This is a genomic window from Rhizobium bangladeshense, from assembly GCF_001662075.1.
GTDB lineage: Bacteria > Pseudomonadota > Alphaproteobacteria > Rhizobiales > Rhizobiaceae > Rhizobium > Rhizobium bangladeshense_B.
Genome location: NZ_LYPL01000003.1, coordinates 70,995 through 97,771 on the forward strand (window position 1 = coordinate 70,995; position 26,777 = coordinate 97,771).

Annotated in this window: 26 protein-coding genes, 1 pseudogene and 1 riboswitch; of the genes and pseudogenes, 9 read left to right on the forward strand and 18 right to left on the reverse strand. The window is 61.8% G+C overall.

Annotation, left to right across the window (positions count from 1 at the left end):
* Positions 1–254 precede the first annotated feature (254 nt).
* A complete protein-coding gene (locus tag A7X77_RS07895; protein WP_064682415.1) occupies positions 255–1,205 on the reverse strand; it encodes a nucleoside hydrolase in 951 nt (316 codons plus the stop codon).
* A gap of 69 nt (positions 1,206–1,274) precedes the next feature.
* Positions 1,275–1,694: a cobalamin biosynthesis protein gene (locus A7X77_RS07900; protein ID WP_064682416.1), complete on the reverse strand. Its 420-nt coding sequence runs from the start codon at positions 1,692–1,694 to the stop codon at positions 1,275–1,277.
* Between the two features lie 98 nt (positions 1,695–1,792).
* On the opposite strand from A7X77_RS07900, the gene A7X77_RS07905 reads away from it, so the two are divergent.
* A complete protein-coding gene (locus A7X77_RS07905; protein WP_064682417.1) occupies positions 1,793–2,578 on the forward strand; it encodes a TSUP family transporter in 786 nt (261 codons plus the stop codon).
* A 21-nt stretch (positions 2,579–2,599) separates the two neighbouring features.
* Here A7X77_RS07905 and cobO read toward each other — a convergent pair whose 3' ends face one another.
* From cobO to cobU, 4 genes are read right to left on the reverse strand one after another with little or no spacing between them, the layout of a single operon-like run.
* Positions 2,600–3,235: a cob(I)yrinic acid a,c-diamide adenosyltransferase gene (gene cobO, locus A7X77_RS07910; protein WP_064682418.1), complete on the reverse strand. Its 636-nt coding sequence runs from the start codon at positions 3,233–3,235 to the stop codon at positions 2,600–2,602.
* Positions 3,232–7,167: a cobaltochelatase subunit CobN gene (gene cobN / locus A7X77_RS07915; RefSeq protein ID WP_064682419.1), complete on the reverse strand. Its 3,936-nt coding sequence runs from the start codon at positions 7,165–7,167 to the stop codon at positions 3,232–3,234. Before cobN ends, cobO begins: the two co-directional genes overlap by 4 nt.
* Before the next feature lie 3 nt (positions 7,168–7,170).
* The gene (gene cobW, locus A7X77_RS07920) at positions 7,171–8,217 is read right to left on the reverse strand and encodes a cobalamin biosynthesis protein CobW (RefSeq protein WP_064682420.1); all 1,047 of its coding nucleotides are present in this window, start codon (positions 8,215–8,217) and stop codon (positions 7,171–7,173) included.
* 6 nt (positions 8,218–8,223) lie between these two features.
* Positions 8,224–8,748 (reverse strand): bifunctional adenosylcobinamide kinase/adenosylcobinamide-phosphate guanylyltransferase, encoded by a 525-nt coding sequence (gene cobU, locus A7X77_RS07925; RefSeq protein ID WP_064682421.1) that lies wholly within the window; start codon positions 8,746–8,748, stop codon positions 8,224–8,226.
* Between the two features lie 514 nt (positions 8,749–9,262).
* Positions 9,263–9,411: riboswitch (cobalamin riboswitch) on the reverse strand.
* A 253-nt stretch (positions 9,412–9,664) separates the two neighbouring features.
* Here cobU and A7X77_RS07930 point away from each other — a divergent pair.
* On the forward strand, positions 9,665–11,455 hold the full coding sequence (locus A7X77_RS07930) for a chloride channel protein (RefSeq protein ID WP_064682422.1): 1,791 nt from the start codon (positions 9,665–9,667) through the stop codon (positions 11,453–11,455).
* Between the two features lie 4 nt (positions 11,456–11,459).
* On the opposite strand, the gene A7X77_RS07935 is transcribed toward A7X77_RS07930, so the two are convergent.
* On the reverse strand, positions 11,460–12,734 hold the full coding sequence (locus tag A7X77_RS07935) for an adenylate/guanylate cyclase domain-containing protein (protein ID WP_348626285.1): 1,275 nt from the start codon (positions 12,732–12,734) through the stop codon (positions 11,460–11,462).
* Between the two features lie 72 nt (positions 12,735–12,806).
* A complete protein-coding gene (locus tag A7X77_RS07940; protein WP_064682423.1) occupies positions 12,807–14,261 on the reverse strand; it encodes a cobyric acid synthase in 1,455 nt (484 codons plus the stop codon).
* 645 nt (positions 14,262–14,906) lie between these two features.
* Here A7X77_RS07940 and A7X77_RS07945 point away from each other — a divergent pair.
* Positions 14,907–15,905: a glycine betaine ABC transporter substrate-binding protein gene (locus tag A7X77_RS07945; RefSeq protein WP_064682424.1), complete on the forward strand. Its 999-nt coding sequence runs from the start codon at positions 14,907–14,909 to the stop codon at positions 15,903–15,905.
* A gap of 32 nt (positions 15,906–15,937) precedes the next feature.
* A complete protein-coding gene (locus tag A7X77_RS07950; protein WP_064682425.1) occupies positions 15,938–16,288 on the forward strand; it encodes a hypothetical protein in 351 nt (116 codons plus the stop codon).
* Positions 16,289–16,363: 75 nt separating this feature from the next.
* Here the strand turns inward: A7X77_RS07950 and A7X77_RS07955 are convergent, their stop codons facing one another.
* Positions 16,364–16,519, reverse strand: coding sequence for an entericidin A/B family lipoprotein (locus A7X77_RS07955; RefSeq protein ID WP_010034675.1), 156 nt, complete (start codon positions 16,517–16,519; stop codon positions 16,364–16,366).
* Positions 16,520–16,619: 100 nt separating this feature from the next.
* Entirely contained in the window at positions 16,620–17,561 is a 942-nt protein-coding gene (locus A7X77_RS07960; RefSeq protein ID WP_170964940.1) for a LysR family transcriptional regulator, read from the reverse strand.
* Between the two features lie 73 nt (positions 17,562–17,634).
* Between A7X77_RS07960 and A7X77_RS33820 the strand changes: the two genes are divergently transcribed.
* Entirely contained in the window at positions 17,635–17,844 is a 210-nt protein-coding gene (locus A7X77_RS33820; protein ID WP_064682737.1) for a hypothetical protein, read from the forward strand.
* A gap of 147 nt (positions 17,845–17,991) precedes the next feature.
* Here the strand turns inward: A7X77_RS33820 and A7X77_RS07970 are convergent, their stop codons facing one another.
* Positions 17,992–18,600, reverse strand: a complete 609-nt coding sequence (locus A7X77_RS07970) for a LysE/ArgO family amino acid transporter (RefSeq protein WP_064682427.1) — start codon at positions 18,598–18,600, stop codon at positions 17,992–17,994.
* A 100-nt stretch (positions 18,601–18,700) separates the two neighbouring features.
* On the opposite strand from A7X77_RS07970, the gene A7X77_RS07975 reads away from it, so the two are divergent.
* Entirely contained in the window at positions 18,701–19,639 is a 939-nt protein-coding gene (locus A7X77_RS07975; RefSeq protein WP_064682428.1) for a LysR family transcriptional regulator ArgP, read from the forward strand.
* A 50-nt stretch (positions 19,640–19,689) separates the two neighbouring features.
* Here A7X77_RS07975 and A7X77_RS07980 read toward each other — a convergent pair whose 3' ends face one another.
* Positions 19,690–20,034, reverse strand: a complete 345-nt coding sequence (locus A7X77_RS07980; protein WP_245293717.1) for a hypothetical protein — start codon at positions 20,032–20,034, stop codon at positions 19,690–19,692.
* 104 nt (positions 20,035–20,138) lie between these two features.
* The gene (greA, locus tag A7X77_RS07985) at positions 20,139–20,621 is read right to left on the reverse strand and encodes a transcription elongation factor GreA (RefSeq protein WP_064682429.1); all 483 of its coding nucleotides are present in this window, start codon (positions 20,619–20,621) and stop codon (positions 20,139–20,141) included.
* A 240-nt stretch (positions 20,622–20,861) separates the two neighbouring features.
* On the opposite strand from greA, the gene A7X77_RS07990 reads away from it, so the two are divergent.
* Positions 20,862–21,578, forward strand: coding sequence for an MgtC/SapB family protein (locus A7X77_RS07990; RefSeq protein WP_064682430.1), 717 nt, complete (start codon positions 20,862–20,864; stop codon positions 21,576–21,578).
* A gap of 17 nt (positions 21,579–21,595) precedes the next feature.
* On the opposite strand, the gene A7X77_RS07995 is transcribed toward A7X77_RS07990, so the two are convergent.
* The 4 genes and pseudogenes from A7X77_RS07995 to A7X77_RS08010 form a co-directional block, all read right to left on the reverse strand.
* The gene (locus tag A7X77_RS07995; protein ID WP_064682431.1) at positions 21,596–21,781 is read right to left on the reverse strand and encodes a DUF3008 family protein; all 186 of its coding nucleotides are present in this window, start codon (positions 21,779–21,781) and stop codon (positions 21,596–21,598) included.
* 32 nt (positions 21,782–21,813) lie between these two features.
* Positions 21,814–22,023, reverse strand: a pseudogene (locus tag A7X77_RS08000) (DUF2945 domain-containing protein).
* Positions 22,024–22,170: 147 nt separating this feature from the next.
* On the reverse strand, positions 22,171–22,404 hold the full coding sequence (locus A7X77_RS08005) for a DUF2171 domain-containing protein (RefSeq protein WP_010033775.1): 234 nt from the start codon (positions 22,402–22,404) through the stop codon (positions 22,171–22,173).
* 300 nt (positions 22,405–22,704) lie between these two features.
* Entirely contained in the window at positions 22,705–23,385 is a 681-nt protein-coding gene (locus tag A7X77_RS08010; protein ID WP_064682432.1) for a redoxin domain-containing protein, read from the reverse strand.
* Between the two features lie 289 nt (positions 23,386–23,674).
* On the opposite strand from A7X77_RS08010, the gene A7X77_RS08015 reads away from it, so the two are divergent.
* Together A7X77_RS08015 and A7X77_RS08020 are read left to right on the forward strand one after the other, a co-directional pair.
* On the forward strand, positions 23,675–23,875 hold the full coding sequence (locus tag A7X77_RS08015; RefSeq protein WP_010034163.1) for a hypothetical protein: 201 nt from the start codon (positions 23,675–23,677) through the stop codon (positions 23,873–23,875).
* Positions 23,876–24,168: 293 nt separating this feature from the next.
* Positions 24,169–25,188 (forward strand): GlxA family transcriptional regulator, encoded by a 1,020-nt coding sequence (locus A7X77_RS08020; protein WP_003579912.1) that lies wholly within the window; start codon positions 24,169–24,171, stop codon positions 25,186–25,188.
* Positions 25,189–25,319: 131 nt separating this feature from the next.
* Here A7X77_RS08020 and A7X77_RS08025 read toward each other — a convergent pair whose 3' ends face one another.
* Positions 25,320–26,651 (reverse strand): diguanylate cyclase, encoded by a 1,332-nt coding sequence (locus A7X77_RS08025; protein WP_039620426.1) that lies wholly within the window; start codon positions 26,649–26,651, stop codon positions 25,320–25,322.
* Positions 26,652–26,777 lie beyond the last annotated feature (126 nt).

Consider the following 26,777-nt stretch of genomic DNA (forward strand, 5'->3'; position numbering starts at 1 on the left):
CGCCACCTCACTTGAAGTTGCTGAGTTGACGATGATTCACTTTGCGAGGAGGCGGATTCGAACTCTCGGCAAATCCGGACAACGCTATGAATGTTATAATGAATAACGCTCACCTCCCTCACGTCGTCATCCTCGGCCTTGTGCCGAGCATCTGCTGCCGGAACAAACGGAGGCAGATGCTCGGCACAAGCCCGAGCATGACGAAAGAAGTGTTGGCGGGCCTGGCCAGCAGTCTGCACCGGCCTGCCGGCCGCTCAGGCCCGAAGCAGCGTATCGCGGATCAGATCGATCACCTTTTGCGACTCGATTCCCGTAGCGACGATCTGGCTCGGCAGGCCGTCCCAGTCGCCGGGCGGGAAGCGGCGGCCATCCGGTTTGATGACCGTCTGGCCATCGGCGATGCCGCCGCAGACGACGCGCACCGCGCCGGTGATGGTGGTGAAAAGCTCAGGCGCCACGACGTAAACGGCGGCGCAGCTGTCATGCACCATCATGCCGTCATCGACGGCATGGGTGTAGAAATCGATGTAATGCTGCGACAGCCCGTCGAGCAGCTTCACCGCCGCGTCGCCCTTGGCCGCCATTGCGCCGAGATAGCTGCGGCGCATCGTGGTGATCGAGGTGACGTCGAGGCCGATGACGACCACCTTCCACGGCGCCGTCATGACGATGTCTGCCGCTTCGGGATCGCCGTGAATATTGGCTTCGGCGACAGGCGAGACATTGCCAGGCACATAGAAATTGCCGCCCATGATAACAACGTCCTTCACCAGGCCGGCAATCTCGGGGTCTTCCTTCAGCGCCATCGCCAGATTGGTCATCCGCCCGACGGCCACCAGTCTGACCTCGCCGGGATTGGCCCGTACCGTGTCGATGATGAAGCGGTGCGCCGGCCGGGGATCGAGCGGCAGGTCGATCGTGTGCGGCACCTCGATATTGCCGAGGCCGTTGTCCCCATGCACCATGGCCGGCCATTCCCGCTCGGCGCGCGCCACATCGATGGTGACGCTCGCGCCCTTGGCGACGGGTGCCGGAATATCCCATTCGCGCTTGAGGAAAAGCGCATTGCGTGTCGTCGTCTCGACCGAGGCATTGCCGAAAACGGTGGTGATGCCGATCACATCGATCTCGGGATGGCGGTGCAGGAAAAGAAGCGCCATGGCGTCGTCAACGCCCGGGTCAGTGTCATAGATGACCTTGTGCATGATTGTCCTCTAGATATGAATCGCTGAGCTGCCGGTTGGCGCCGCGAGTTGCCGCCAACATAACGACCGTCAGGGTTTCTGCAACCCGATGCGGGCAATCGCCGCTGTCGCACGCGCGGATTTGATCTTGCCGAGCACCAGTTCGGCATCCGCGCCGATCGCCGCAAGCGCCGCCGATTCCGCCACACCATGGCAGCCGACGCGAGCAAATACGATGGCCGAGGGATTTTTGAGCCGCGGCGTTTCCTGCTCCAGCCGCAGTGCATCGAAGAAAACGGCAGGCACGCCAAAATGCGCCGCAACGGCAAGGATCGCCGCTTCTTGCCCGCGGCTGTCGATGGAAGCGATGGCAGCAAGCTCCGTCCTGCCGATGCCGGCCGCCTTCAACGCCTCGACGGCAAGCGCCAGCACCTCCCCGGACGGCGTCCCGCGCTCGCAGCCGAGCCCGAGCACATGTCGCCTCGCGCTATCGAAAGAAATATCACTCATGGAAGCCGTCGAATGCGCCCGCGCTGTGTCCTCGCAGCCATTGCAGCTTGGAGGGGGAAATGCAACAAGCCGGCTGAAAACCCTTCTGGAATAGCCTCTTGCCTGACATCGCCCTCCATCTGCTTCTGCTGCTCTGCGCGGCTGCCTTCTTTGCCGGTTTCGTCGATGCCATCGCCGGCGGCGGCGGCCTCATCACCGTCCCCGCCATGCTGATTGCCGGCATTCCGCCGCTGCAGACGCTCGGCACCAACAAGGTGCAGTCGATCTTCGGCGCCGCCTCGGCAACGCTCGCCTATGCCCGCAAGGGCCATGTGCAGTTGCACGAACAGCTGCCGATGGCGCTGATGGCCGTGATGGGGGGGGCGATCGGCGCCGCCCTTGCCACCATCGTGCCAGGACAGGTGCTGCAGGCGATCATGCCGGTGCTGCTCCTGGCGATCGCGATCTTCTTTGCCGTCAAGCCGAACCTCAATGATCTCGACAAACACCGGATCATCACGCCTTTCGTCTTCGGCCTGACCTTCGTGCCGGCCATCGGCTTTTACGACGGCATCTTCGGCCCCGGCACCGGTTCCTTCTTCATGCTCGCCTTCGTCACGCTGGCCGGCTTCGGCGTGCTGAAGGCGACCGCCCATACCAAGCTTCTCAATCTCGGCTCCAACCTCGGAGCACTCATCGTCTTCGCGAGTTTCGGCGCGATCCTGTGGAAAATCGGTCTGTTGATGGGTATCTGCCAGTTCCTCGGCGCCCAGCTGGGCTCACGGCTTGCCATGCGTATCGGCGCCAAGCTGATCAAACCGTTGCTCGTCATCGTCTGCCTCGCCTTGGCGGTAAAGCTGCTCGCCGATCCCGCGAACCCGCTGCGTGTCTGGCTCGGCGCCTAACCGCCGAATCCTCCAAGCGCCTCAGAATTCGACGCCTGCCTGGCCCTTAATCCCCGAGCGGAAGGGATGCTTGATAAGCTCCATCTCGGTCACGAGATCGGCAATCTCGATCAGCTCATCCTTGGCGTTGCGCCCCGTCAGCACGACATGCGTCATGTGGGGCTTCTCTGTTTTCAGGAACGCCACCACCTCGCTGATATCGAGATAGTCGTAGCGCAGTGCGATGTTGATCTCATCGAGCAACACCATGGAATTGCGCTCGTCGCGGATCAGCTCCTTGGCCTTTTCCCAGGCGGCCGAAGCGGCTGCAACGTCGCGGGCGCGGTCCTGCGTTTCCCAGGTAAAACCCTCGCCCATCGTGTGGAACCGGCAGAGATCGGAGAAATGCTTCTCGATTAGATCGCGTTCGCCGGTCCACATCGCCCCCTTGATGAACTGGACAACGGCCGATGGCTTGCCGTGGGCGATATGGCGGAAGATCATGCCGAAGGCGGCCGACGACTTACCCTTGCCCTTGCCGGTATGGACGATGATCAGGCCCTTGCCATCAGTCTTTGTCGCCATGATTTTGTCGCGTGCAGCCTTCTTCTTCGCCATCTTCTCGGCGTGGCGTGCATCATCCTTGGCCGCTTCGTTTTCCGGAGTTTCGTCGTTCATCGGTGCACCTCATTCAGTTGCGTGGCGGCCAGGTCGAACCGGGCCGAATTGCTGCGCGGCGTCCAGAGCTCGCGGTCGATCGCCTCGCGCAGCCGCTCCTTCATCTCGCCGAATGCCGCAGGGTTCTTCTCGACCATGAAATCGCGCACGGCGGGATCGGCGACGAAAGCCTGGTAGACCGCTTCGAAATGATGCGCGCCGACCGCCCCCGTCGTCGCCGCGAAGGCGAAGAGATAGTCGACGGTGGCGGTGATTTCGGCCGCTCCCTTGTAGCCGTGGCGCATGACGCCGGATATCCATTTCGGATTGACCACACGCCCGCGCACCACCCGGCCGATCTCTTCCTCCAGCGAACGGATCACCGGCCGCTCGGGTCTCGAATGATCATTATGATAGATTGCGGGACGCGCGCCGCTCAGTGACTCGGCCGCAGCCGCCATACCACCCTCGAACTGGTAATAGTCGTCGCTGTCGAGCAGGTCATGCTCGCGGTTGTCCTGGTTCTGAATGACGGCTTGCACAGAGCGTAGCCGCTCCTCGAACAGGCCGCGTTCGGCCTTGCCCTCCTCGCCGGCGCCATAGGCATAGCTGCCCCAGACGAGATAGGCTTCGGCGAGATCGGCGCGCCGCTCCCAGCCCTTTTCGTCGATCAGCGCCTGCAATCCGGCGCCGTAAGCGCCGGGTTTCGAGCCGAAGACCCGGTAACCCGCCCGCCGTTTCGCCGAGGCGGCGTCGAGACCGGCGGCAGCAAGCCTTGCCGCTTCGCCGCGCATGCGCGCTGCGACCGGATTGTCGGAATCGTCCTCTTCCAGCGCGCCGACGGCGCGAACCGCCTTGTCGAACAAGGCGATCTGCTCGGGAAAAGCGTCGCGAAAGAAGCCGGAAATCCTGAGCGTCACGTCAACGCGAGGCCGCCCAAGCACCGCCTGCGGTATGACCTCATAACCGGTGACTCGCCGCGAGCTCATATCCCAGAGCGGCTTGACGCCAATCAGCGCCAGCGCCTGGGCGATATCGTCGCCGCCGGTGCGCATGTTCGACGTTCCCCAGGCCGTCAGGCCGACGGTATCAGGCCACTCGCCGTGGTCCTGCACATAGCGGCGTACCAGCAGTTCCGCCGATTTCCTGCCAAGTTCGTAAGCCGCCGGCGTCGGCACCGCGCGGCTGTCGACCGAATAGAAATTGCGGCCTGTCGGCAGCACATCGGGCCGCCCGCGCGTCGGCGCACCGGAGGGACCGGGGGCAACGAAGTGGCCGTCGAGGCCGGCAAGCAGGCCGGATATCTCCGCCGGGCCGCAGGCAAGGATAGAGGGCTTGAGACGGGTCTCGATCTCGGAGAGCACCGCCTGCGTCGCCGTCCATTCCGCGGGGCAGGCAATCTCCCCGGAGACGAGCCTGGCCGCCAGCAGCTCGATCCGCTCGACGGTGTCTCCGTTGGTGCGCCAGGGGGTATCCAGGAGGTCGGCGAGAATCTGAGGACGTGAGCCGGTCCAGGCAGCGGCCATGTCGCAGTCGAGAGGGTCAACAGAAGACCCCTCCCCAACCCCTCCCCACAGATGGGAGGGGGTTGCGGGGCGCGCTGTCTCGTCATCGACTTTGATCTCAGAGGTAACCGCGCGCTCAACGGTAAGTCCCTCGCCCTTGTGGGGAGGGGTTGGGGAGGGGTTTTTCAACACATCCCCCGCAATCGCCCGCTGCAGGCTCGCGTCCCCGCCCTCGCCCAGTCCGCGCGGCACCCGTGCCAGCGCCACGGTCAAATCCGTCAGCAACCGCCCCTCGGGCGACACCCCGAAGACATGCAGCCCGTCGCGGATCTGCATTTCCTTGAGGTCGCAGAGATAGGCGTCGAGCTTCTTCAGCGCTTCGCCCTCGCTTTCGCCGCTGATTATACCGGCATCCCGGTCGAGGCCGATATCGGTGACAAGGTCGAGAATCTGCCGGCTGAGCAGCCGGATGCGGCGCGGGTCGCCGCCGGAGGCCTCGTAATATTCGTCGACCAGCGCTTCCAAATCCTTGAGCGGTCCATAGCTCTCGGCCCGGGTCAAAGGCGGCGTCAGATGATCGATGATGACGGCGGCAGCCCGCCGCTTGGCCTGTGTGCCCTCGCCCGGATCGTTGACGATGAAGGGATAAAGATGCGGTAGCGGCCCGAGGATGGCCTCGGGATAACAGTTCTCCGACAGCGCCAGCGCCTTGCCCGGCAGCCATTCGAGATTGCCGTGTTTGCCCATATGGATGACGGCGTCGGCGCCGAACTCGCGGCGCAGGAAAGCGTAGAAGGCAAGATAACCGTGCGGCGGCACGAGATCCGGCGAATGGTAGCTTTCCTTCGGATCGATATTATAGCCGCGCGCCGGCTGAATGCCGACGAGAATGCCGCCGAAGCGGGCGAAAGGCAGGGCGAAGACACCCTCGCGAAAATACGGATCGTTCTCGGGATCGCCCCAGCAGGCTCTCACCTCATCCTGAATCTGATTGGGAAGAGACGCCAGGAAACTGTTGTAACGACTGAGGGATAACGTCTCGCGGATCACCCGGCCGTCATGCCCTGAATTGGTCGGCCCCTGCATCAGATGCCGGATCAGCGCGTCGCCGTCGGCCGGAATATCGGCGGCCGGATAACCCGCGGCTTCCATCGCCCGCAGCACCTCGATGCTGCCGGCCGGCGTATCGAGACCGACCCCGTTGCCGAGCCGGCCGTCGCGATTCGGATAATTCGCCATGACGAGGGCGATGCGCCGGTCACGCGCCGGCGTGGTGCGCAGCCGCGCCCAATTGGCGGCGAGTTCCGCCGTATAGCGCACCCGGCCGGTGTCCGGTTCGCTGGCGACGATGTTCGTCTCGACCGCCGCATCGTAACGCGCCGCCGTCTTGAAGGAGACCGCCCGCGCCAGCACCCGGCCGTCGACCTCGGGCAGCGCCACGTTCATGCCGAGATCACGCGCCGACAGGCCTTGCGAGGAGGCGGCCCACGCCTCCCGCGACGAGGCCGACAGGATCGCCTGCAGCACCACCGCGCCGCTCGCCTCCAGCACGGTCGGCTGCCGATCGGCGCCGGGTGCGGAGACGGCGAAGCCGGTCGTGTTGATCACGACATCGGGTTTCAGCGCCGAAAATACGCTTTCGAGAATGCCTGTGGAGACAGGATCCTTGAGGCTATATGCAAATACCGGCAGCGGCCGGAGACCAAGTGCCTGCAAGGCTTCGATTATCGCTTCGATGGGGCGGGTTTCGCCGCTTTGGACGAGGGCGCGGTAGAAGCTGACGGCGACGATGGGGGATGTTGTGGGTTCGAGTTCCACCTTCTCCATCCCACGCTCGGCGGCCGAAGGTGGCGCAACATGCGAACCGGCAACCTGCCGCCACTCCTCCACGCCGATCAGCCCCCGCCCCGGCCACCAGATTCCCGCCTTCATCAGCGGCACCGCCGGTGCCGGCTTCTCTCCTCCCGAAAGCATCGCTCCGGCATAATCGAGAAAGGCGCGTGCATTGGCATCGCCGCCCTCGATCAGATAGGCCCATAGGGCATTGAGATCATCGAGCCCGATATTGGAAAACGGTGTCAGCCCCGCATCCGGCCTGGCGTCACCCGGCAGTACCGCGATCAGCGCGCCGCTGCGGGCCGCTGCCGCATGCAGCGCCTCCAGCGCATAGTGGAAATAGCTGGCGCCGCCGAGTGCGCGCACGATGATGAGCTTCGCATGCCGTGCCGTGCGCTCGATATAGGTATCGACCGACATCGGATGTTTTAGGCTCATCAGGCTGGCGAGCCTCAGCGAGTGCGGCCCGCCGCAGGCGCGATGGGCGGCCGCGATCGCCGCAAGCTCGCTGTCGGCCGCCGACAGGAACAGGATATCGCCCGGCGTCTGCCCGAGGTCGATTGCCTCCTCGCCATCGCTGATCGTTCCCTGCTGGGCCAGAAGCAGATGCATCGGTTAAGCCAGCGCCTCGATCGCCGTTCTCACGGCGTCCTCATCCATCTCATGCAGGCCGATGACGACGAGGCGCGTGGCGCGCCTTTCACCGGCTGCCCAGGCACGATCGAAATAGTGATCGATGCGGCTGCCGACCGCCTGAAGCTGCAGGCGCATTGGCTTCCCGGAAACGTCGACAAAGCCCTTGAGGCGCAAGACGTCGTGAGCAGCGATGATCGTCTTCAGCCGTTCGACGAAGCCGGCAACATCGACGATCGGGCCAAGCTCCACGACGAAGCTGTCGAATTCGTCGTGGTCGTGCGGCGCACCGTCCTCATGCTCCAGCTCGTGGTGCGACTTGCGGTTGGCCAGATCATTCTCCGTGCCGATACCGAGGCCGAGCAGGATGCCGGCCGGCACCTCGCCGTTTCTCGCCTCGATCATCGCGGGCTTGCGCTGGGTGCGGGAAGCGACCTCGTCGCGCACGCGGCCGAGACCGGCCACATCGATCAGATCGGTCTTGTTGAGCACGATCAGATCGGCGCAGGTCAGCTGATCTTCGAACAGCTCTTCGATCGGACTTTCGTGATTGAGCGATTCATCCTCGCTGCGCGCCGCCTCGACGGCATCGTGGTCGTCGGCAAAGCGGCCGGCAGCGACAGCCGCGCTGTCGACCACCGTGATTACGCCGTCGACGGTCACTTGAGTGCGGATATCGGGCCAGTTGAAGGCGGCGACCAGTGGCTGCGGCAAGGCAAGACCCGAGGTTTCGATGACGATATGGTCGGGCCGCTGTTCACGCTCGAGCAGCTTCGTCATCGTCGGAATGAAATCGTCGGCAACGGTGCAGCAGATGCAGCCATTGGTCAGTTCGATAATGTCGTCCTCGCTGCAACTTTCGGCGCCGCAGCCCTTCAGCACGTCGCCATCGACGCCGAGATCGCCGAACTCGTTGATGATGAGCGCGATTTTTTTGCCGCCTGCATTGGTGAGCAGGTTGCGGATCATCGTCGTCTTGCCGGCACCGAGAAAGCCGGTGATGACGGTTGCGGGAATCTTCTGGTTCATGAAACTTTAACCCTTCATTTTCAGCGGCAGGCCTGCCGCGATGAAATAGACTTCGGCGGCTTTCGCCGCGATCATCTGGTGCAATCGGCCGGCATGATCGCGAAAATCCCGTGCCATGCGATTGTCCGGCACGATGCCGAGCCCGACCTCGTTGGAGACAAAGACCAGCCGCGCCTTTGCATGCCCCACGAAATCGACGAGCCCCGCAAATTCCGCTGCCATGTCGCGCTCTTCCATCATCAGGTTGGTGACCCAGAGCGTCAGGCAGTCGATCAGGACGATCCGCTCCGGCCCGTCGATGGCGGCAAGCTTGCCGACAAGATCGAGCGGCTCCTCATGCGTCGTCCAGGATGGGCCGCGATCAGCCCTGTGCTTGGCAATGCGCGCCTGCATCTCCTCGTCCCAAGCACGCCCGGTCGCGATGTAATGGCACTCGAGGCCGCTCGATGTGACGAGGTTTTCGGCGAAGCGGGATTTCCCAGAGCGCGCGCCACCGAGGACGAGGGTGGGATTGGCGAGGAGATCGGTCATGCCGCGACACTCCTGCCAGGGTGGGCGGCGCTTCGATTTGCTCCGCGTATTCTACCGTTGGCCGACGGGGACGTAATACCCCCCTCTGTCCTGGCGGACATCTCCCCCACAGGTGGGGAGATGTCCGCCAGGACAGAGGGGGGTGCCACATACCCGACGCAGGAGGCTGAAAGCCCCCCATCTGCCACACGAGGCCGCGCCGAATTCAAACGTTCAGCCAAAACAACCTCCGTGCTGGCAGCGGGTCTCTTTGCCCAAGGTGGGCTTTTCGCCCGGTACGGAAGGCAGGTCTCCTGGCTCGCGGTTATCGGCCGCGATCGGGGCGGACCGGAAAACCGGTCGCCCCTGATCGTGCCGGCGGATCCGCCTCGCCTTCCCGGCTGCATCGGTGAAAAGGTGGACGATTCCTAGAGATAGAGGCGTCCGACCCCGGTTGATCACCATGCATTTCCAGTGGCTTTTCCGGCACGTCACCCGTCCCGCCCGCCTGCACGATTGCAGGCCGCCGGCCGGAAGGGCTCGATGCCGGATGGAGGACCCTGACCGCTCTACAGTCGCGGGGTCGGCTGTGATGAAGGCGCCCGGCTTGGGTCCGCCCCGTCACATTCCCTTTTCATCCGGAAGGGCAACTGCCGATCCGGAACCATCCGTTATGTCAGGATGGTCAAGCGACCATCCGTTGAGGGATGGTTAGGCAAGGCAGAGGATAGAGTCAACCGGCGTTGACGACCGAGGCGACGGCCGGGCGACAGAAAGCTTCCAACAACACGACTTACCCTACCGAAAACATCGTCTATTATCAGAGGCTTACGTCCATAAAAATTTGTCCCGCGCGCCGGCTTTTCGCCGCAATTGCATCGCAAGCGGACACCACCGCCGCCCTTGACCGGGCCTCTCCCCGCCTAGTTGTGTAGCCATGCTTATGAAATTGGATCGGCGCCGTTTCCGGGCGCTGCGTGTTTTCTTCGACCCGGGACGGCTGCGCGCGCTGACCCGCCGCAGTGAAGTCGGCCTGTCGCTGGCAGGCGCCATCGTCGGCATTGCCTCGGGGCTTGCCGTCACCGGCATGAGCTACGTTTCCAACGAGCTGCACCAGCTGGTCTTCGGCATCGCCGACACCGAAAGGCTGAGCGCGTCGGTCATCGAGGACAAGATGCTGCTGCTCACCGCGCCCGTCGTCGGCGGCGTTCTGCTCGGCATGCTGCTCCTGATGCTCGCCAAACGGCGCAAGAAGCCGATGGTCGATCCCATCGAGGCCAATGCGCTGCATGGTGGCCGTCTTTCGCTGACCGACAGCATCATCGTCGCCGTCCAGAACCTGATCTCCAACGGCTTCGGTGCCTCCGTCGGCCTGGAGGCCGGCTATACCCAGCTTGCTGCCGGCATTGCTTCCAAGTTTGGCCTGAAGCTGCAGCTGCGCCGCTCAGACCTGCGCATTCTCGTCGGCTGCGGCGCGGCCGGCGCCATCGCCGCCGCCTTCAACGCGCCGTTGACGGGCGCCTTCTACGCCTTCGAACTGATCATCGGCACCTATACGATCGTGTCACTGACCCCGGTCGTCGTCTCCGCCCTCGTTTCCACCCTCGTCGCGAGGCTGCTTGCCGAAGGCGATTTCACCATCGATATCGGCAGCTTCGGCTCGGTCGTGCCGGCCGATTATATCCCGGCGCTGCTGCTCGGCGTCTTCTGCGCCGGCGTTGGCATTCTTCTCATGCAGGGTGTGGCCTTCGTCGAGGAGCTTGCGCGCAAAAGCTCGATCGCCCCGCCCTTTCGCCCTGCGCTCGGCGGCATCATCGTCGGACTTCTCGCGATGATCTCGCCGCAGGTGCTATCAGCCGGTCACGGCGCACTGCACCTCAACCTTTCCCGCGACGTGACGATCCCGGCCCTGATCAGCCTCTTTCTCTTGAAATCGCTGGCCTCGGCAATTTCGATCGGTTCCGGCTTCAGGGGCGGCCTGTTTTTCGCCTCGCTGTTCATGGGCGCCCTGCTCGGCAAGCTCTTTGCCTATTGCGGTCCCTATTTCGCCGATGCCACGCTGACGCCGGTGATCTATGCCGTGGTCGGGATGAGTTCGCTGGCCGTCGCTGTCATTGGCGGACCGCTGACGATGACCTTCCTCGCGCTCGAGATCACCGGCGATTTTCCGATCACGGCGCTGGTGCTTGCCGCCGTCATCACCTCCTCGCTCGTCGTGCGCTCGACCTTCGGCTATTCCTTCGCCACATGGCGCTTCCATCTGCGCGGCGAAAGCATCCGCAGCGCCCACGACGTCGGCTGGATCCGCAACCTGACGGTGAACAAGCTGATGCGCGCCGACGTCAAGACCGCAAAGGCGAGCATCTCCTTGGATGAGTTCAAGAAAGCCTTCCCGATCGGCTCGACCCAGCGTGTCATTCTCGTCGAGGAGAACGACAAATATGCCGGGCTCGTGCTGGTGCCCGAGATCTACGCCAATCCGACCGATGTCCAGGACGAGGGCCAGACGCTTGCCGATTTCGTCCGCTACCGCAACGACTTCCTGCAGCCGCAGATGAACGCCAGGCAGGCGGCTGCGATCTTCGACAAGAGCGAAAGCGAAGCCCTCGCCGTCGTCAACAATCTGATCGAGCGCAAGGTGGTCGGCCAGCTCAGCGAAAGCCACACGCTGCGCCGCTACAGCGAAGAACTCGATCGCCGCCGCCGCGAAGTATCGGGCGAGATCTGAGCCGCTACGAGGCGGCGCCGGCAAGCCTGAAGACGTCGGCCCTCTTCGAAACGCCGCGAAGCTCGAAAGACCCGAGATAGTCACAGGGCACGGCACAGGTTGCCGCGAAACTCTCCGACAGCAGCAGGTGCTGCTCAAGCATTCCGCACAGCTTTTCCAGCCGCGAAGCTTCGTTGACGGCTCTGCCGATCACCGTGAAGTCCAGCCTGCCGTGAGCGCCGACATTTCCGTAGAAAACCTCGCCGAGATGCAAGACGACATCGATGCCGATATCCGGCCCCCCGTTGCGCGTGCGCTGGCGATTGAGCTCTTCGTTTGCCTTCAGCAGACTTTGGGCCGAAGTCAGCGCCGCCTTGCAGGCATTCTGCGGGTCATCGGCCTCCGTCGGAAAAATCGCCAGCACGCTGTCACCCATGAATTTCAGAATCTCGCCGGAATTTTCCTCGACATGCCGGTCGATCAGCTCGAAATGCTCGTTGAGAAACCCGACGATCTCCGCAGGCTGGTATACTTCGGTCAGCGCCGTGAAATTGCGTAGGTCGGCGAGCAGGATGGCGGCATCGATGGAGCCGCCCATTCCCCTGCGGGTTTCGCCTGCAAGGATACGCGCACTCGTTCTGGCGCCGGTATAGACAGCGAGGATTTCCGTCGCGGTCTTCGAAACCGCGACACGGTAGGCGGCCAACCCCAGAGCCGGCAACAGCTCCTGGATGATTGCCAGCTGGTCGTCGGAAAATCCGCCGGGCGCATCGCTGGTGAGCGAAAAGCCCAGTCCGCGTAGCGCGACCTCCTTCGGGAATTCGAAAATGCTGATGACGTGATCCGTGCCGCCGGCAAGCGCGAATTCGTGAAGCTCGGCATACTGGAGCCCCTCGCCTTTCGCCAGGTTCCATCGCCCGGTTTTCTCCCCGCGGCTCAAAAGGTGAAAGATCGGCGTCATCTCGAAGCTACGTTCCGTCTCGCTGCCATGCTCCGCATTCTCGAGAACGATTGCACCGCCCCGCTCGAAATTGGCGGCGACGCCGCGATACATGGGATGGAGGGAAGGCATTCTGATGCTCGCACGCCAGATCGGAACGCCGGCCGCAATCAGCCGGCCGCATAGACCGGCGACGAGGTCGCCAATATGCTCACAGGTGATTCCCTGGTCGATAAGCCACTGAATATGATCGTTAATTTTTTCAATCTCCGAATGAGGGCGACAAGCTGAAGGAAGCTTTCCGGCCCAAATCGCCCGACAGGCGATGAAAGAGCGATATCGCGCGAACTTCCCATCCATTAGCCTGCTTCCTGTCGCGATGCTACTCCCGGTCGAGTGAAACTGATGCGCAATTCGGCCGCACCGCTGCGGCTAACCGAGCAGCCCCGCCAGCCAGTGCGGATCGAGGTGACGTTCCAATTCCCCGGCGATCTCGTCGAGCGCCTGCTCGACGCTGTCACGGTAATTCCGCCGCTCGCCGGATAGGCCGAAGCTCTGAAGCAGCCGGGCGCGGTAGGCGTCGCTGCCGAAGAGCCCATGCAGATAGGTGCCCATGATCCGCCCGTCCGCCGACAGCGCTCCGTCGGGCACGCCGTCGACAATCGCCGAGGGCCGGACGCAATCCGGGCCGCGGGTGACGCCGAGATGGATCTGGTAGCCGGCCAGCGATAGGTCGTATTCTGTCGAACGGGCCTGGCTGTTGCGCACGGTCTTCTCAGGCGCCATCTCGGTCTCGACGTCGAGCAGCGCAAGCCCCGCCGCCTCGATCGTCCCGCCTTCTATGCCGAGCGGATCGCGTACCGTGCGACCGAGCATCTGGTAGCCGCCGCAAATGCCGATCACCCGGCCACCGCGCCGGACATGCGCCGCAAGATCGCGGTCCCAGCCTTGAACCCTGAGATCGGCGAGATCCGAAATCGTCGATTTCGAGCCGGGAAGAACTACCAGGCTCGCATCGATAGGCAGCCGCTCACCTGATCGCACGAAAACAAGTTCGACATCCGGCTCCGCTCTCAACGGATCGAGATCATCGAAATTGGCAATGCGCGGCAGCATCGGCACGGCGATTTTCAGCGCCCCCGTCCCGCTCCTCACCAGTCGTTCGAGCACGACCGAATCTTCGGCCGGCAGGCGCGCGGCATCCGGCAGCCACGGCACGATGCCGAAGCAGGGCCAGCCGGTGAAGTCTTGGATGGCGCGGATGCCATCGTCAAACAGCGAAACATCGCCGCGGAACTTGTTGATGATATAGCCGGCGATCATCGCCCGGTCGCCGTCGTCGAGGATCGCATGCGTGCCGACCAGCGAGGCGATGACGCCACCGCGGTCGATATCGCCGACGAGCACGACGGGCACGCCCGCCTTCGTCGCAAAGCCCATATTGGCGATATCGCCGGCTCTGAGATTGATTTCAGCCGGCGAGCCGGCGCCTTCAACGACGACGAGGTCGGCACTGGCAGCCACTGTTTCGAAGCTCTCGAGCACGGCGCCGAGCAGTCGAGGCTTCAGCCGCTGATAATCCCGCCCCTTCGCCTGTCCGAACACGCTGCCCTGCACGATGATCTGGCTGCCGTTTTCCGATTGCGGCTTGAGCAGCACCGGATTCATATGCACCGAGGACGGCGTGCGGGCGGCGAGCGACTGCAGCCATTGCGCCCGGCCGATCTCGCCGCCGTCGTCGGCGACCGCCGCATTGTTCGACATGTTCTGAGGCTTGAACGGCCGGACTGCCAGTCCGCGATTGGCCGCCAGCCGACAGAGCCCCGCGACCAGCACCGTCTTGCCGACATCCGAGCCGGTTCCCTGCAGCATGATCGCTCTTGCCATGGCCGTCGCCTTTCGTTGAGGCGAGGCCTACAATGGCCGCCGATCCCGGGTCAAGACGTGATCTGCCCGGTCAAAACGCGAAAACCGCGCATAGCCTTGGCTCTGCGCGGTTTGCCGAAAACTCAGGCGTCTTCGCCCCTACACGGCGAAGCTCGCTTGCTCCGGTACGCACTACCTGAACCGGAGAAGCAGCGGTTGTTGCCGCCACGACCCAACTGATAGCGGCACATTCTTACCGGAGAGTTATTGAAGGCTTACGCAAATGTTAATTTTGACTTTTTTTGATATTCTCGCCAAGATTTCTGCAGGAGAGCCGCCGGCGGTCGCGGACTGCGCGTATTTTCGCTGAAAGCCGCCATTTTCGGGATTGTGACATAAATTCTTCGAATTCAATGATTTAGACACGCAACCAAGAGCAGAAGACGGTTGATTTCTACGAGCGAACGCGTAGGCTTCACCAAAATGCGCCACTATTGAATATGGCCTGCGACGAGCTGTTGGAGCCGCAAGGACGACGGCGCCCGTGAACCGGAAAGCCTGTTGCGGCATCGCCCGGCAGGCATTTCCCTTTTAGGCGCCGGAAAGACCTACTGGCGGATTTTAGATCTGAGAGCGCGTCCACCTAAGAAGAATTTGGGGGTGACGATGAAGAGGCTTTTGGTTCCGGCCGTCTTTGCCGCGGCTCTTTTTACCACCGCCGCGCCTGCCGAGGCCGCCGAATGCGGCAGGGTTTCGATTGCCGAGATGAAATGGGCCTCGGCCGGTATTGCGGCAAATTTCGACAAGATCATCCTGGAAAAGGGCTATGGCTGCTCCGTCACCATCGTCGCCGGCGACACCCTTCCGACCTTTGCCTCGATGAACGAGAAAGGCACGCCCGACATCGCCTCCGAATATTGGATCAACTCCGTCAGGGCCTTGCTCGATCAGGCGATCAACTCCGGCCGCCTGGTGCAAGGGGCCGAAATCCTTGCCGATGGCGCCGTTGAAGGCTGGTGGATCCCGAAATTCATTGCCGACGCCAATCCGGATATCCGCTCGGTCGAAGACGCATTGAAACGGCCCGACCTCTTCCCTGCCGAGGATGATGCATCGAAGGGCGCAGTTTACAACTGTCCCGCCGACTGGAGCTGCCAGATATCGACCACCAACCTCTTCAAGGCCCTTGCCGCCGAAAAGAAAGGCTTCGAACTTGTCGAAACCGGCAGCCCCGAACGGCTCGACGCCTCGATCGCCCGAGCTTTCGACAACAAGATCGGCTGGCTCGGCTATTACTGGGCGCCGACCGCCATCCTCGGCAAATACGATATGACGCGGCTGAGCTTCGGCGTTGGACACAGCAAGACCGAATGGGACAGTTGCACGGCGGTTGCCGGCTGTGTCAGGCCCCAGCTCAACTCCTATCCAGTCTCGCGCGCCTTCACGCTGATGACCAGGTCTTTCGCCAGCCGCGCCGGGCCTGTCACCGCCTATCTCAAGAGTCGCAAATGGGACAATGAGACGATCAATCAGGTGCTCGCCTGGCAGGATGAAAACCGCGAAAGCAACGAGGATGCCGCGATCTATTTCCTGCGTAATTACGAGAGCCTGTGGATGAAATGGGTGCCGGTCGATGTAGCCGAGAAAGTCAAAGCGAGCCTATAACGGCAGATAGCACCAACGACCGGACGATTCGAATGACAGCCAACATTCCCTTTCCCGACCGCGATACCTTCGCGGAAAAGCTCGCCGCGCTGTCAGAAGCCGATAAGTCCTATCTGGCCCTGCTCATGGAAAACGCCGCGCAGGACGATAACCTGCTCGACGGCCTGCGACGCCATCTCGACCTTGCCACGGAATCGCGTTTCCTGAACTCGCTGAAGCTTGAAAATCTTGGATTGTGGCTCGGGACGCAGGCGCCGGATCGGCTGCAGATACGGTTGATGGAAACGGCCCGCTCAAGCCAGCATCCCGCCTACCAAGCCCTCCGGACGGGTCTCGGCCGATCCGGTGGTCTCGAAAAGGCATATCCCCCGGTCGTCCGTTAGGACGGTCCGGGCCCGGCCGGTCCCGGCCACTCGCTGGAGTGGTCCGGTTTTAGGCTTCAAGCTATCCTCTACCGCTCACTTCTTCGCAGCGCGATCGACCGAGCGGCCGGCATCCTGCGTGGCGTTGACGGCGCTCGCCGTATCTTTTCCAATGCCGCGGATCGTGTTGCCGCAGGAGGAAAGCGCGAGAAGAACCATGAAGGCTGCGGCAATTTTGGCCGTTGTCGTCATTTCGAATATCCTTGTTTGAAATCAACCCCGAACGGCACTTATGGGCCGTTCGCGCCGATAACGCACAAGGGAACAAAAGGTTCAACGGTTGAAAGCATCCTCAGGCGGCAACTGCCTTGGCTCTTTCGGCAAAAGCGCCGCGAATGCTGTCGGCCACCGTCTCGATCGGACCTGACACCTGGGCGGCGGTTAGAAGCCGGATATCGAAGGAGCCGAGCTCCGGCAGCCCTTCCTGCAGTCCGAGTATCGCCATGTCCTCGCTGACATAGGAAAGCGGCAGCGGCGCGATGGCGAGATCGGAAAGCACAGCGGCACGCTGGGCCATCGTGTGACCGCTGAGATAGGCGACGCGATAAGGCCGCTTGTTGCGTTCGAGCTGGGAGAGCGCCTCCTGGCGCCAGATGCAGCCGTCCTCCCAGATCGAGATCGGCAAAGGATCGCGGCGATGCGCCGAACCGCAACGGGCGCCGGCCCAGACCAGCCGCTCGCGGAACACCACCTCGCCGCCGGTCGGGAACGGCCGCGTGGCGCAGTTGATCAGCGCCAGGTCGAGCCGCTGCTCCTCCATGCGCTTCTTCAGACCAACGCTCATGTCGATCGTCACGTCGACCATGATGCCGGGATAGCTTTCGGCAAAACTCTTCAGAATTCTCGGCAGCAGCCGCTCGCCAATATCCTCCGGGGCGCCGAGTCTCACGACACCGGTCAGCTCCGGCATGATGAAGCGCGATACTGCTTCGTTCGACAGCGCCAGGATGTTGCGCGCGTAAGAAAGCAGCATCTCGCCATGACGCGTCAGCGTCACCGAGCGGGCGTCACGCAAAAACAGCGTCGCGCCGAGCTGTTCCTCGAGCTTCTTGATCTGCATGGAGACTGCCGACGGCGTGCGGAAGACCGCTTCTGCGGCGGTGGAAAAATTGCCCGTTTCGGCGATGGCGACGAAAGTGCGCAGCACATCGTTGTCAAGCAAAGGAATGGGACGGCGAAAGGGTAGGCTCATCGTCGCATCTTTCAATTTTTCTGATTTATAACCCAATATCATTTGGTTTGATTGAATGTCAATCGCTCCCCATAGTCTGTGTATCGGAAAAACGATGCAGCAAAGGAGGCTCGACATGGCGCAAGCAAGCACCTGGAATATCCTACAGACCCTTTCCGCATTCAAGTCGCGCCGGCGCAGAGATGCAAACCACGAACATGCCCTCCGGGAATTGAAACGATTCCCATCGCACCTGCTGGCCGATTGCCAGCGTGAAGAGTTGCCTTTGCCGAGGGTAGCCGCTCGGCCGAATCGCCACCTGAGGATCGTGGAATCGCGCGCGTAATGTGCGCAGCCGAAGTTTTCGGATCTCGGCGCAAGGTCACGACAGCTGTCGAAACACCCGCCCGTCAAAAGGTTTCCACCCCCATTGATCCAACCTGACCCTGGCGCCAAGATGTCGTGACCTCGGATGCCTGATCCGCGAAGGCGATCACATCCCGCCCATGAGCTTGAAGGCGATGATCCACATGGTCGCAGCGACCAGTGTTTCCAGCATCCGCCAGGCCGACGGCTTCGAGAAGATCGGCCGGAGCCAGGTCGCGCCATATCCGAGGGAAAAGAAAAACAGGAAGGAACCGGTCACGGCGCCTGCGGCAAAGGAAGGCTCCTGTCCCGGATAACGCGTCGAGATCGTGCCGAGAAGCACCACCGTGTCGAGGTAGACGTGCGGATTGAGCCAGGTGAGCGCGAGGCAGGTCGCAAGCGTCTGTCTGAAGCTTGCCGTTTTGGCCTCGGCGGCCGCGAGAGCGGCGTTCGACCGCAAGGCGGAATAGAGGCTTTTTGCGCCATACCACGCGAGAAACGCGGCTCCTCCGTAACGCATGACCGGATCCAGCCAGGGCATCAGCCTGGCGATCTGCTGCAGGCTGGTGACACCGAGCACGATCAGCACGGCGTCGGATAGCGCGCATGCGAGGCAGACGGCAAAGACATGCTCATTGCGCAGGCCCTGGCGGAGAATGAAAGCATTCTGAGCGCCGATTGCGACAATCAGGCTGAGGCCCATTATCAGGCCGGTAAAATAGATTGAAAAATTCATCGCTTCTGCAATCGCCTTTCGCTTCGACGGGACTTCGCTATCGCGGCGAAGAGAATTAGGCTAATTAATCTGCCTAATCTCAATTAAGCAGCGCTAATCCATGCTTGACTACTCCGCCCTCCGTGCCGTCGCGACTGTCGTCCAGACAGGCAGCTTCGAACGCGCCGCGACCGTGTTGAACGTCACCCCTTCGGCCGTTTCGCAGCGCGTCAAGCAGCTCGAGGAGCGTCTCGGCGTTGTGCTCGTCGTTAGAGGCACGCCGTGCATCGCGACCGAAAAGGGAGAATGGTTGTGCCGCCATATGGAAAACGTCGGCATGCTCGAAGCCGAGCTCTTCGGCCATCTGCCCGCGCTCGTTGATCCCGGCGAGCCACGCCAGAGGGTGACGCTTCAGGTCGCCACCAATGCCGACAGTCTCGGCACCTGGTTCGTGGAAGCGATGTCGACCTTCGCCAGAAACTCCTCCTATCTGTTGAATATCGCCGTCGACGATCAGGATCACACCGCCGAATGGCTGCAGCGCGGCCGCGTGATCGCGGCCGTCACCAGCCTGGAAAAACCGATAAGGGGCTGCCGGCGTTTCGCGCTTGGCGTTCTGCGCTATCATGCGACGGCAACGCCCGATTTCGTCGCCCGTAACTTTCCGCAGGGTGTGACCGCCGAGGCAATCCGCAACGCCCCGGCTCTGACCTTCAGCCAGAAGGACAGGCTGCAGAGCACCTGGGTCCGCCAGACCTTCGGACGCGATCTCGACTATCCCACCCATTGGCTCCCCTCGCCGCAAAGCTTTGTCGAGGCAACCCTGTCAGGCATGGGATGGGGAATGAACCCGACTCAACTGACCCGCGAGCATCTGGCGTCGGGACGACTGGTCGAACTGATTGCCGACACCCCCCTCGATGTTCCCCTGTTCTGGCAGATAAACCGCTTTGCCGCCGATCGACTGGCGGAGCTGACGCGCGAAGTCATCAGCGTGGCAGGGCGCAATCTCGGAAAAGACAGATCGAAAACCAATCCCCCGGCGTTTGATCGCGCCTAAGAAAGTATTTCGATCACACCTAAGCCTTACGGCTGCCGAATTCGCTGGTTTCATCGAAATTCTTCGTGCCGATGCGTTCGCTCTCGCCGGAGATTTCCCCAGGAGCTGCGGCAGCGGGCTTCGACGAGGCCGGTGCCTGGCCCTTGCCGCTCGGTCGCTTCGATCTTGGCGATCTTCGCTTCCAGCGTCTCGATCGATTTCTCGATTGTCGCCTTCTCTCGCTCGTCATACGTCTGCGACAGAGCCGCTTGCTTTTGGGCAAGCTGCGCTTCGAGAGAGGAAAGGTCATCCGACGGACTGGAAGACGAGGTTGAAGCGCGGCTGAACTCAAAACGGTGGATGCAGAACTGGAAATTCCGCTGACCGTGAACATGAATTTCGATGATGAATGTCACCTTCTAAGCCGCGGGTGGTAAAGGCTCCATAAATAAAGGACCTAACAGTACCAATTATGACGATGATTGGCTGCGCTTCCCCGGTTGCCGCCTTTGCACCGTCTCTATGCGATGGCGATGATCTCCAGCTCATGGCCACCCACCTCCACGGCATCGCCGGCAGCCTTGCCCATCAAAAGCCGCGCCACCGGCGAGACGTAGGAAATCGATCCAGCCTTCGGCTCTGCCTCGTCCTCTCCGACGATCCGATAAGTTTGCACGCGCCCATCGTCGCGGCGGAAGGTCACCGTGCTGCCGAAGGCAACCACGTCGGCTGACGTAGGGTCAGGCATCAGTTGGGCGGTGCGAAGTCTTGCCGCTAAGTAGCGAAGATCACGCAAAGGATTGGCAGTCTGCCGTCGCCGTTCATTCACATCTTCAATGATGCTCGCCGCATCATAGGCCTCACGCGCCTGCTGGAATTGCAGTTCGAGAGCCTTCAGCCCCGCTTCCGTAACGAGATTCGGGTGCGGCGAAACCGGACGGTCGGGCAATAGGGTTTCCGACGCGGTTTCGAAACTCTCTTCTTTGGTAAAGGCAACGGCCAATCAAGAACTCCATGTCAGGCGCAGTGCGCCGATCACTAACAGGGCGCCTGCGCCCCCTATTCTGAGACTATACATACACCGACTGCGGACGAACCGCCAATCTTGCCCATCGGTAGCCGCTTTCCCCGCCACGACATCGGGAACGTCCTGCCGCGCATAGCGTTTATCGCCGCATAACGCACAGGAGGATCGAATGCCCGGCGAATGGCGATATGTCTTCGACAAGGACTGGAGCGAAACATGCCTTCGTTCCTGACGGATAGCATGCCGCTGACACCGAGCTGGTGGGATATTGCCGCACGGATCGCACTGACGGTGATCGCCGGCGGCCTTATCGGCCTCGACCGAGAGCGCGGCGGCCATGCGGCCGGCTTCAGGACGACCATCCTGGTGGCGCTTGCCGCCTGCCTGGCAATGGTCCAGGCCAATCTCCTTCTATCAACCTACGGGAAAACCTTCAGCTACTTCACGCAGATGGACGTATTGCGCTTCCCCCTTGGCGTCCTGACGGGCGTTGGCTTCCTCGGCGGCGGAGCGATCCTCAGGCGCGGCGACATGATGACCGGCGTCACCACGGCGGCGACCCTGTGGTTCATGACGGTGGTCGGCCTCTGCTTCGGTGGTGGCCAGATTGTCACCGGAACCGTGGCGACGGTTGTCGCCTTCATCGTCCTGTCGCCGATGAAGCGCCTGGACGCCTGGCTGACCTGCGAACGCAAGGCGACGCTCGTCATCCACAGCTCCGAAGTCGATGTGCCCGACTTGTCGGCGGTGCTGAACCCCTTGGGATGCCGTGCCCTCTTTGTTGCATACGGGCCGACGAGCGATGGCCGAACAGGCGTGACCTTCGAGCTCCGATGGATGGCAGACGACCGCGAGGCGTCATCCCGGGCGATTTTGAACGCACTTTCCGACCATGCTGTCGCGGGTTTCTCGATGCAATCGACGACGAACTGAGATTCCGGACGGTCTTCCTATTTGGAGGCGTGCTCGGGCTTGCCCTTTCTCTTGGTCGAGGCGAATTCTTCCAGTTGCTTTTCGCTCATGGACTCGATCATCTGTTTCGAAGCGCCCTTCAGTTCCTTCTTGGGCGTCTCGCCGCGCTTGGCCGAGAGTGCGGCGCCTGCCGCCTTCTGTTGGGCCTTGGACTTGGCTGGCATATCGAAACCTCCTTCTGCTTGGGGTGAGGCCCTCAACGCTTGCTGAGTTTGGCGGGCCTGTGCGCGGCCCGCTTTCCCGATTTATCGCTTTCGACGATATATTGCGGCTTCTCCGCCGAGGCCTTCACCTCGTGGCCCCTGATCTTCGTCGGGCTGCTCTGCTTCTTGACCACCTTGCCCTCGGTCTTTCCCTGGCTAGTAGTCCAGTCTACCTAGTCGCCCTTGTTCAATTGCTTCGGCATGGGCGGGCTCCTTTACAAGCGACGGCCTGCAGGCCGCGGCCGAACGCAGCGACGCGCGTCTTTTCAGACGCGCGAAGACGCTGTAACTCTTTGAATTGCTGCAGTTATCCCTCAATCGGTTCCGATCCCAGGGATATGCAGCCGCTGTCAGTTGATCGTCGCCCATTGGCTGCGGACATCCCGGGCGTTCTTGGACAAATGAACATGGGCATCCACGTGATCGACCCAATCGAGAGGAATCAGGTGATGCTTGCCGTCTTCGGAGTCGGTCTTGGTCAACTTGATGCGCGTAGGACCGTCGAGATGATCGACCGTGCCGACATGGGTACCATCAGCAGCCCGCACTTCCATATGTTCACGGATCTGATCTGCGGAAATCATTGTTGCCTCCTTTGCATCATTGTCAGTTACCAGACGGCAACGATGCGGCGCAGACTTGGTTCCAAAGCTTCTTGCCCCATGCGTCGGAGACACCTGTTGTTCGACCGCCCGTCCGGCGCGGCGTCGTCGTCACCCCTCGCCGCATTTGATGGTGCATTATTTTCTTTAGAATGGAGGGAGTACTATGGGCCAGGTTCTACGCGGGAAAGAGCCCTGGCTGAGCGTCCGCAGACGAAAGATATGATTTCGAGCGCACTCCCGCCGCATCTGCTCCCGTTGAGGATGGACGTTCGCTGCAGGTCAGCGTCCAAGGCTGCCAGCGGCGGCGATGATCTCCGCCGCGGTCGGGAAGATGCAGAGGCTGTTTGGCCCGTCGAGCGCTTCGATTTGTGCCCAGCCGATAGTGCCGTTCGCATCGACCAGGAAGTGCCCGACAAGCTGAGTAGCGTGCTTCTCGAATATTGCCTTATCGGCTTCATCAAGCTCGAAGCGGTCCTTGGCATTGAGGATCGTGTTGGCTTCCATCGGCTGCAGCGGTTCTGGCAGCTCGCCCGTCGGGTTGATGCGTGCCGCTTGGAATTGCGCCATCGTTGCGCCATATGGCCATTCGGGCTGTTCGCTGCTCCCGTCGGGCAAGAACTCTGCATGCGGCACGCCGTAGGCGCGATGGGTGCGGCAGCCAGGGTCGCACAGAAGCGTTACCGGCGTCGGCCGGTGGCGGAAATACAGGCGGGCGCGTTCCACCGGCGTGTTGATAACGGCCACCGTCTCCAGCCCGGCGGCGTGCAGGGACGGCTGCTCGCTTGCGAGCTGTTCTACCTGACGCCGGCAAAACGGGCAGTGCAGCCCGCGAAAGAAGCCGATCAAGAACGGGCGACCGCTCAAGTCGGCGAGCGAGACCGTTCCGTCGAAGTTGGCAGTGGCCAGCGTGAACGCGGGCGCGGAATCTCCAGGCTGCAGCGGGCGCTTCTGGTCTGCCATGGAATAATTCCTTTTTCGTATTGTCCAGGTGAACGACCTAAATTCAACTGTATCACTTGTCGCAAGAAGGCCAAGCGCTCGATGTTGAGTGCGGTTCGGCATGCCATTCGCCGCTCCGACCGTTGTCAAAGCTACCCCCGGGGGACGTATCGGGATCATTCAAAATCGTTGATGTTATCCATAAACTCTATTCGTTTGAATGATGGGTTCCCGAAGCCCATATTAGCAGCATGGACAAGGACGAACCTCCCATCGCGACCATGTCCTGGCTCAAGAAAGGAACCGAAAAATGACCACGCTCACCTATCGGGGTGGTGGCAAGACCCTCACCTCCAGCGAAGGCCGCTTCGATCTGGGCCATTATGCCCACAAGCTCGTGCTCGCCTGGACCCGCTGGCAGACTGCCCGCGAAATCGAAGCCATGCCGTTCGACGTCCGCAAGGATATCGGCTGGCCGAGCACCGACGACAGCAAACACCGGACTATGTAATGAATGCGACATTCCTCCTGAGATGAGGGCGGCGTCTGCATCTTGCAACGCCGCCTTTTTCGTGTCCGCCATCTCGTTTCCGATTGCACTTTAGCCGCTGAATTTCGGCTGGTTGTGAGATTTCTTCCACGCCGCCAGCGCCCTCGCCCGGGACTTGACCGGTCAAATCGCGGTCGATGTCGCATATTTGTCTTCCCGGCCGCATTTTTCCATGCCAGTGTCGCTTTCAGGACATCGGCGCGACGCATTCCGCGCAACGAATATGTCATCGTCCCTCGAGCATGGATTTCGCTATGAACAGGATGCAGATCAAGAAGCGTTCACTGGTCTTCTTTATGGTACCGCAATTCACCATGCTGCCCTTCTCGGCCGCCGTGGACACCTTGCGCATCGCCAATCGCATGCTCGGCTATCAGGCCTATACCTGGCGGCTCGCCTCCCTCGACGGGGAAAAAGTCTATTCCTCCTGCGGCATCGGCGTTGAGGCGAATTCCTCGCTCGCCGAGGAGCGCCGCCATCTCGGCGGCGAAAACCGGCCGGGCATGGTGCTCGTCTGTTCCGGCATCGATGTCGAGCAGTTCAACAACAAATCGGTCAATGCCTGGCTGCGCGAATGCTACAATCGCGGCGTTGCCGTCGGCAGCCTCTGTACGGGCGCGCATGTGCTGGCCCAGGCCGGGCTCTTGAACGGCAAGCGTTGCGCCATCCATTGGGAAAACCTGCCGGGCTTCTCCGAAGCCTTCCCACAGGCGGAGGTCTATGCCGATCTCTACGAGATTGACGGCAATCTCTATACCTGCGCCGGCGGCACTGCCTCGCTCGACATGATGCTGAACCTCGTCGGCGAGGATTTCGGCGAGAGTCTCGTCAACCGCATCTGCGAGCAGCACCTGACCGATCGCGTGCGCAATCCGCACGACCGTCAGCGCCTGCCGTTGCGCGCCCGCCTCGGCGTGCAGAATGCCAAGGTGCTGTCGATCATCGAGCTGATGGAAGGCAATCTGGCCGAGCCGCTGTCGCTGATCGAGATCGCCGACGGCGCCGGCCTCTCGCGGCGCCAGATCGAACGGCTGTTCCGCCAGGAGATGGGCCGCTCGCCCGCCCGCTACTATCTCGAAATCCGCCTCGATCGCGCCCGCCACCTGCTGGTGCAATCCTCGATGCCCGTCGTCGAAGTCGCCGTCGCCTGCGGCTTCGTCTCGGCCTCGCATTTCTCCAAGTGTTATCGCGAACTCTACCATCGCTCGCCGCAGCAGGAGCGCGCCGAGCGCAAGATGACCATGGCGACGGCAAGGCAGGCGGTCGCCGCCTGAGGTGGCCGCAACACAAGAAGCTGACCATTCCCTCGTCATGCTCGGCCTGTGCCGAGAATCTACCGCGGGTTGATAGGGCAGAAGATCCTCGGCACAAGGCCGAGGATGACGACCAGTGGCGACGGCCCACCCTACTGTGCCGCCTCCTCCGTCATCCTTGCGTCGGAATAGACCTGGTTGCGGCCTCTGTGTTTGGCCATGTAGAGGAACTGGTCGGCGGCGTTCAAATAATTCTCGAAGGTCTCGTAGCCGCCGATCTCGGCAATGCCGATGGAGATCGTGACGCCGAGGTCCTCGTCGTCGGCAGTGACCTTCAACCGCGATATGTCCGAGCGGATCTCATCGCAAAGCTTGGTCGCAGCGGCTGAATCCATCTGCGGGAAGAGGATGGCGAATTCTTCGCCGCCAAGCCGCGAGAGAAGATTGTCGCTGCCCTCGAAGATCGTAAACAGCCGGTTGGCGACCGCCTTCAGCACCTTGTCGCCGATCTCGTGACCGTAGGTATCGTTTAGACGCTTGAAATGATCGATATCGAGGATGGCGACTGAACTCGGCACTTTCAGCCGCAGGCATTCGTTCACCAGCTTCGGGCCGTTGTCATAAAAGTAACGGCGATTATAGAGACCTGTCAGGTAGTCGCATGCCGCCGCCGCCCTCAGCTGCCGCATCTGCGCCAGCGTCTCGGCATTGTTGGCAATGCGGCATTGCAGCTCCTCGGCGACAAACGGCCGGTACAGGAAGTCGCTGGCGCCCGCCTTCAGGAAACTGGCTGACAGCATGCGATCGTTGGACGAAGACACGCCGATGACACGCAGCCGGTCCGAACCGAAGCGATGGCGGATGCGCCGCGTCAGCTCGTAACCGCTCATATCGGGCATATGGTGATCGGTGACGACGAGTTCGATGTCGCTGTAGGCTTCGAGAGCTGCCAGCGCCTCGAGGCCCGAGCTTGCCTCGACGACGAGATATTGCTGCGCCTTCAAGAGGTCGACGAGCACCTGGCGTGCCGAGACGACATCGTCGACGACGAGCACCCGCGTCTTGCGGTTGGAGATCGCCCGGCGGACGGTAGCGACCAGATTGTCGAGCGCGAACTCATTGTCCTTCAACACGTAATCGATGACATTGCGCTCCATGATCCTGTTGCGCGTGTTGAGATCGAACGTAGCGGTAAAGACGATCGCCGGGATATCGTGCTCGATCGTGCAGTCGAGCGCCTCGCCATAGGGCGAATCCGGCAGGTTGAGGTCGACGACGGCCATGGTGTAGCCGTGACCGTCTTCGGCAAGCTCCCGGCGAAGCGCTTTCAGCGACGAGCAGGATTTGACGGCAAGCCCAAGTTCCGTCTGGAATCGGTGGCAGAGAACGGCGGAAAACATCCGGGAATCTTCAACCAGAAGTATTTTGAGGCCGCCGGAGCGCAGCCCGATTCCATCTCGTTGAAAATCCGCTTGAAAAGCCACAGCCGCTATCCCCCCATGCGTCCGACGGGCTCGACTCGGCCCCCTCCCCGGCGGAGCGGACGATAACCGAGAGGCCTATGCGCGTGAAGGGGACAACTGTGAGTGTTACTTATAATTGCAGAAATT

Excerpts from the sequence above, each read along its gene's own strand:
- cobO (WP_064682418.1), bottom strand. The coding sequence starts at position 3,235 with ATGAACGACGAAACTCCGGAAAACGAAGCGGCCAAGGATGATGCACGC.
- A7X77_RS07990 (WP_064682430.1), top strand. The coding sequence starts at position 20,862 with ATGCCTTCGTTCCTGACGGATAGCATGCCGCTGACACCGAGCTGGTGG.
- cobU (WP_064682421.1), bottom strand. The coding sequence starts at position 8,748 with ATGACCGATCTCCTCGCCAATCCCACCCTCGTCCTCGGTGGCGCGCGC.
- A7X77_RS07975 (WP_064682428.1), top strand. The coding sequence starts at position 18,701 with ATGCTTGACTACTCCGCCCTCCGTGCCGTCGCGACTGTCGTCCAGACA.
- A7X77_RS07950 (WP_064682425.1), top strand. The coding sequence starts at position 15,938 with ATGACAGCCAACATTCCCTTTCCCGACCGCGATACCTTCGCGGAAAAG.
- cobN (WP_064682419.1), bottom strand. The coding sequence starts at position 7,167 with ATGCATCTGCTTCTGGCCCAGCAGGGAACGATCAGCGATGGCGAGGAG.
- A7X77_RS07995 (WP_064682431.1), bottom strand. The coding sequence starts at position 21,781 with ATGCCAGCCAAGTCCAAGGCCCAACAGAAGGCGGCAGGCGCCGCACTC.
- A7X77_RS07895 (WP_064682415.1), bottom strand. The coding sequence starts at position 1,205 with ATGCACAAGGTCATCTATGACACTGACCCGGGCGTTGACGACGCCATG.
- A7X77_RS07900 (WP_064682416.1), bottom strand. The coding sequence starts at position 1,694 with ATGAGTGATATTTCTTTCGATAGCGCGAGGCGACATGTGCTCGGGCTC.
- A7X77_RS08005 (WP_010033775.1), bottom strand. The coding sequence starts at position 22,404 with ATGATTTCCGCAGATCAGATCCGTGAACATATGGAAGTGCGGGCTGCT.
- A7X77_RS07955 (WP_010034675.1), bottom strand. The coding sequence starts at position 16,519 with ATGACGACAACGGCCAAAATTGCCGCAGCCTTCATGGTTCTTCTCGCG.
- A7X77_RS08010 (WP_064682432.1), bottom strand. The coding sequence starts at position 23,385 with ATGGCAGACCAGAAGCGCCCGCTGCAGCCTGGAGATTCCGCGCCCGCG.
- A7X77_RS33820 (WP_064682737.1), top strand. The coding sequence starts at position 17,635 with ATGGCGCAAGCAAGCACCTGGAATATCCTACAGACCCTTTCCGCATTC.
- A7X77_RS07930 (WP_064682422.1), top strand. The coding sequence starts at position 9,665 with ATGCTTATGAAATTGGATCGGCGCCGTTTCCGGGCGCTGCGTGTTTTC.
- A7X77_RS07940 (WP_064682423.1), bottom strand. The coding sequence starts at position 14,261 with ATGGCAAGAGCGATCATGCTGCAGGGAACCGGCTCGGATGTCGGCAAG.
- A7X77_RS08015 (WP_010034163.1), top strand. The coding sequence starts at position 23,675 with ATGACCACGCTCACCTATCGGGGTGGTGGCAAGACCCTCACCTCCAGC.
- A7X77_RS07935 (WP_348626285.1), bottom strand. The coding sequence starts at position 12,734 with ATGGATGGGAAGTTCGCGCGATATCGCTCTTTCATCGCCTGTCGGGCG.
- A7X77_RS07970 (WP_064682427.1), bottom strand. The coding sequence starts at position 18,600 with ATGAATTTTTCAATCTATTTTACCGGCCTGATAATGGGCCTCAGCCTG.
- A7X77_RS07960 (WP_170964940.1), bottom strand. The coding sequence starts at position 17,561 with ATGATATTGGGTTATAAATCAGAAAAATTGAAAGATGCGACGATGAGC.
- A7X77_RS08020 (WP_003579912.1), top strand. The coding sequence starts at position 24,169 with ATGAACAGGATGCAGATCAAGAAGCGTTCACTGGTCTTCTTTATGGTA.
- cobW (WP_064682420.1), bottom strand. The coding sequence starts at position 8,217 with ATGAACCAGAAGATTCCCGCAACCGTCATCACCGGCTTTCTCGGTGCC.
- A7X77_RS07945 (WP_064682424.1), top strand. The coding sequence starts at position 14,907 with ATGAAGAGGCTTTTGGTTCCGGCCGTCTTTGCCGCGGCTCTTTTTACC.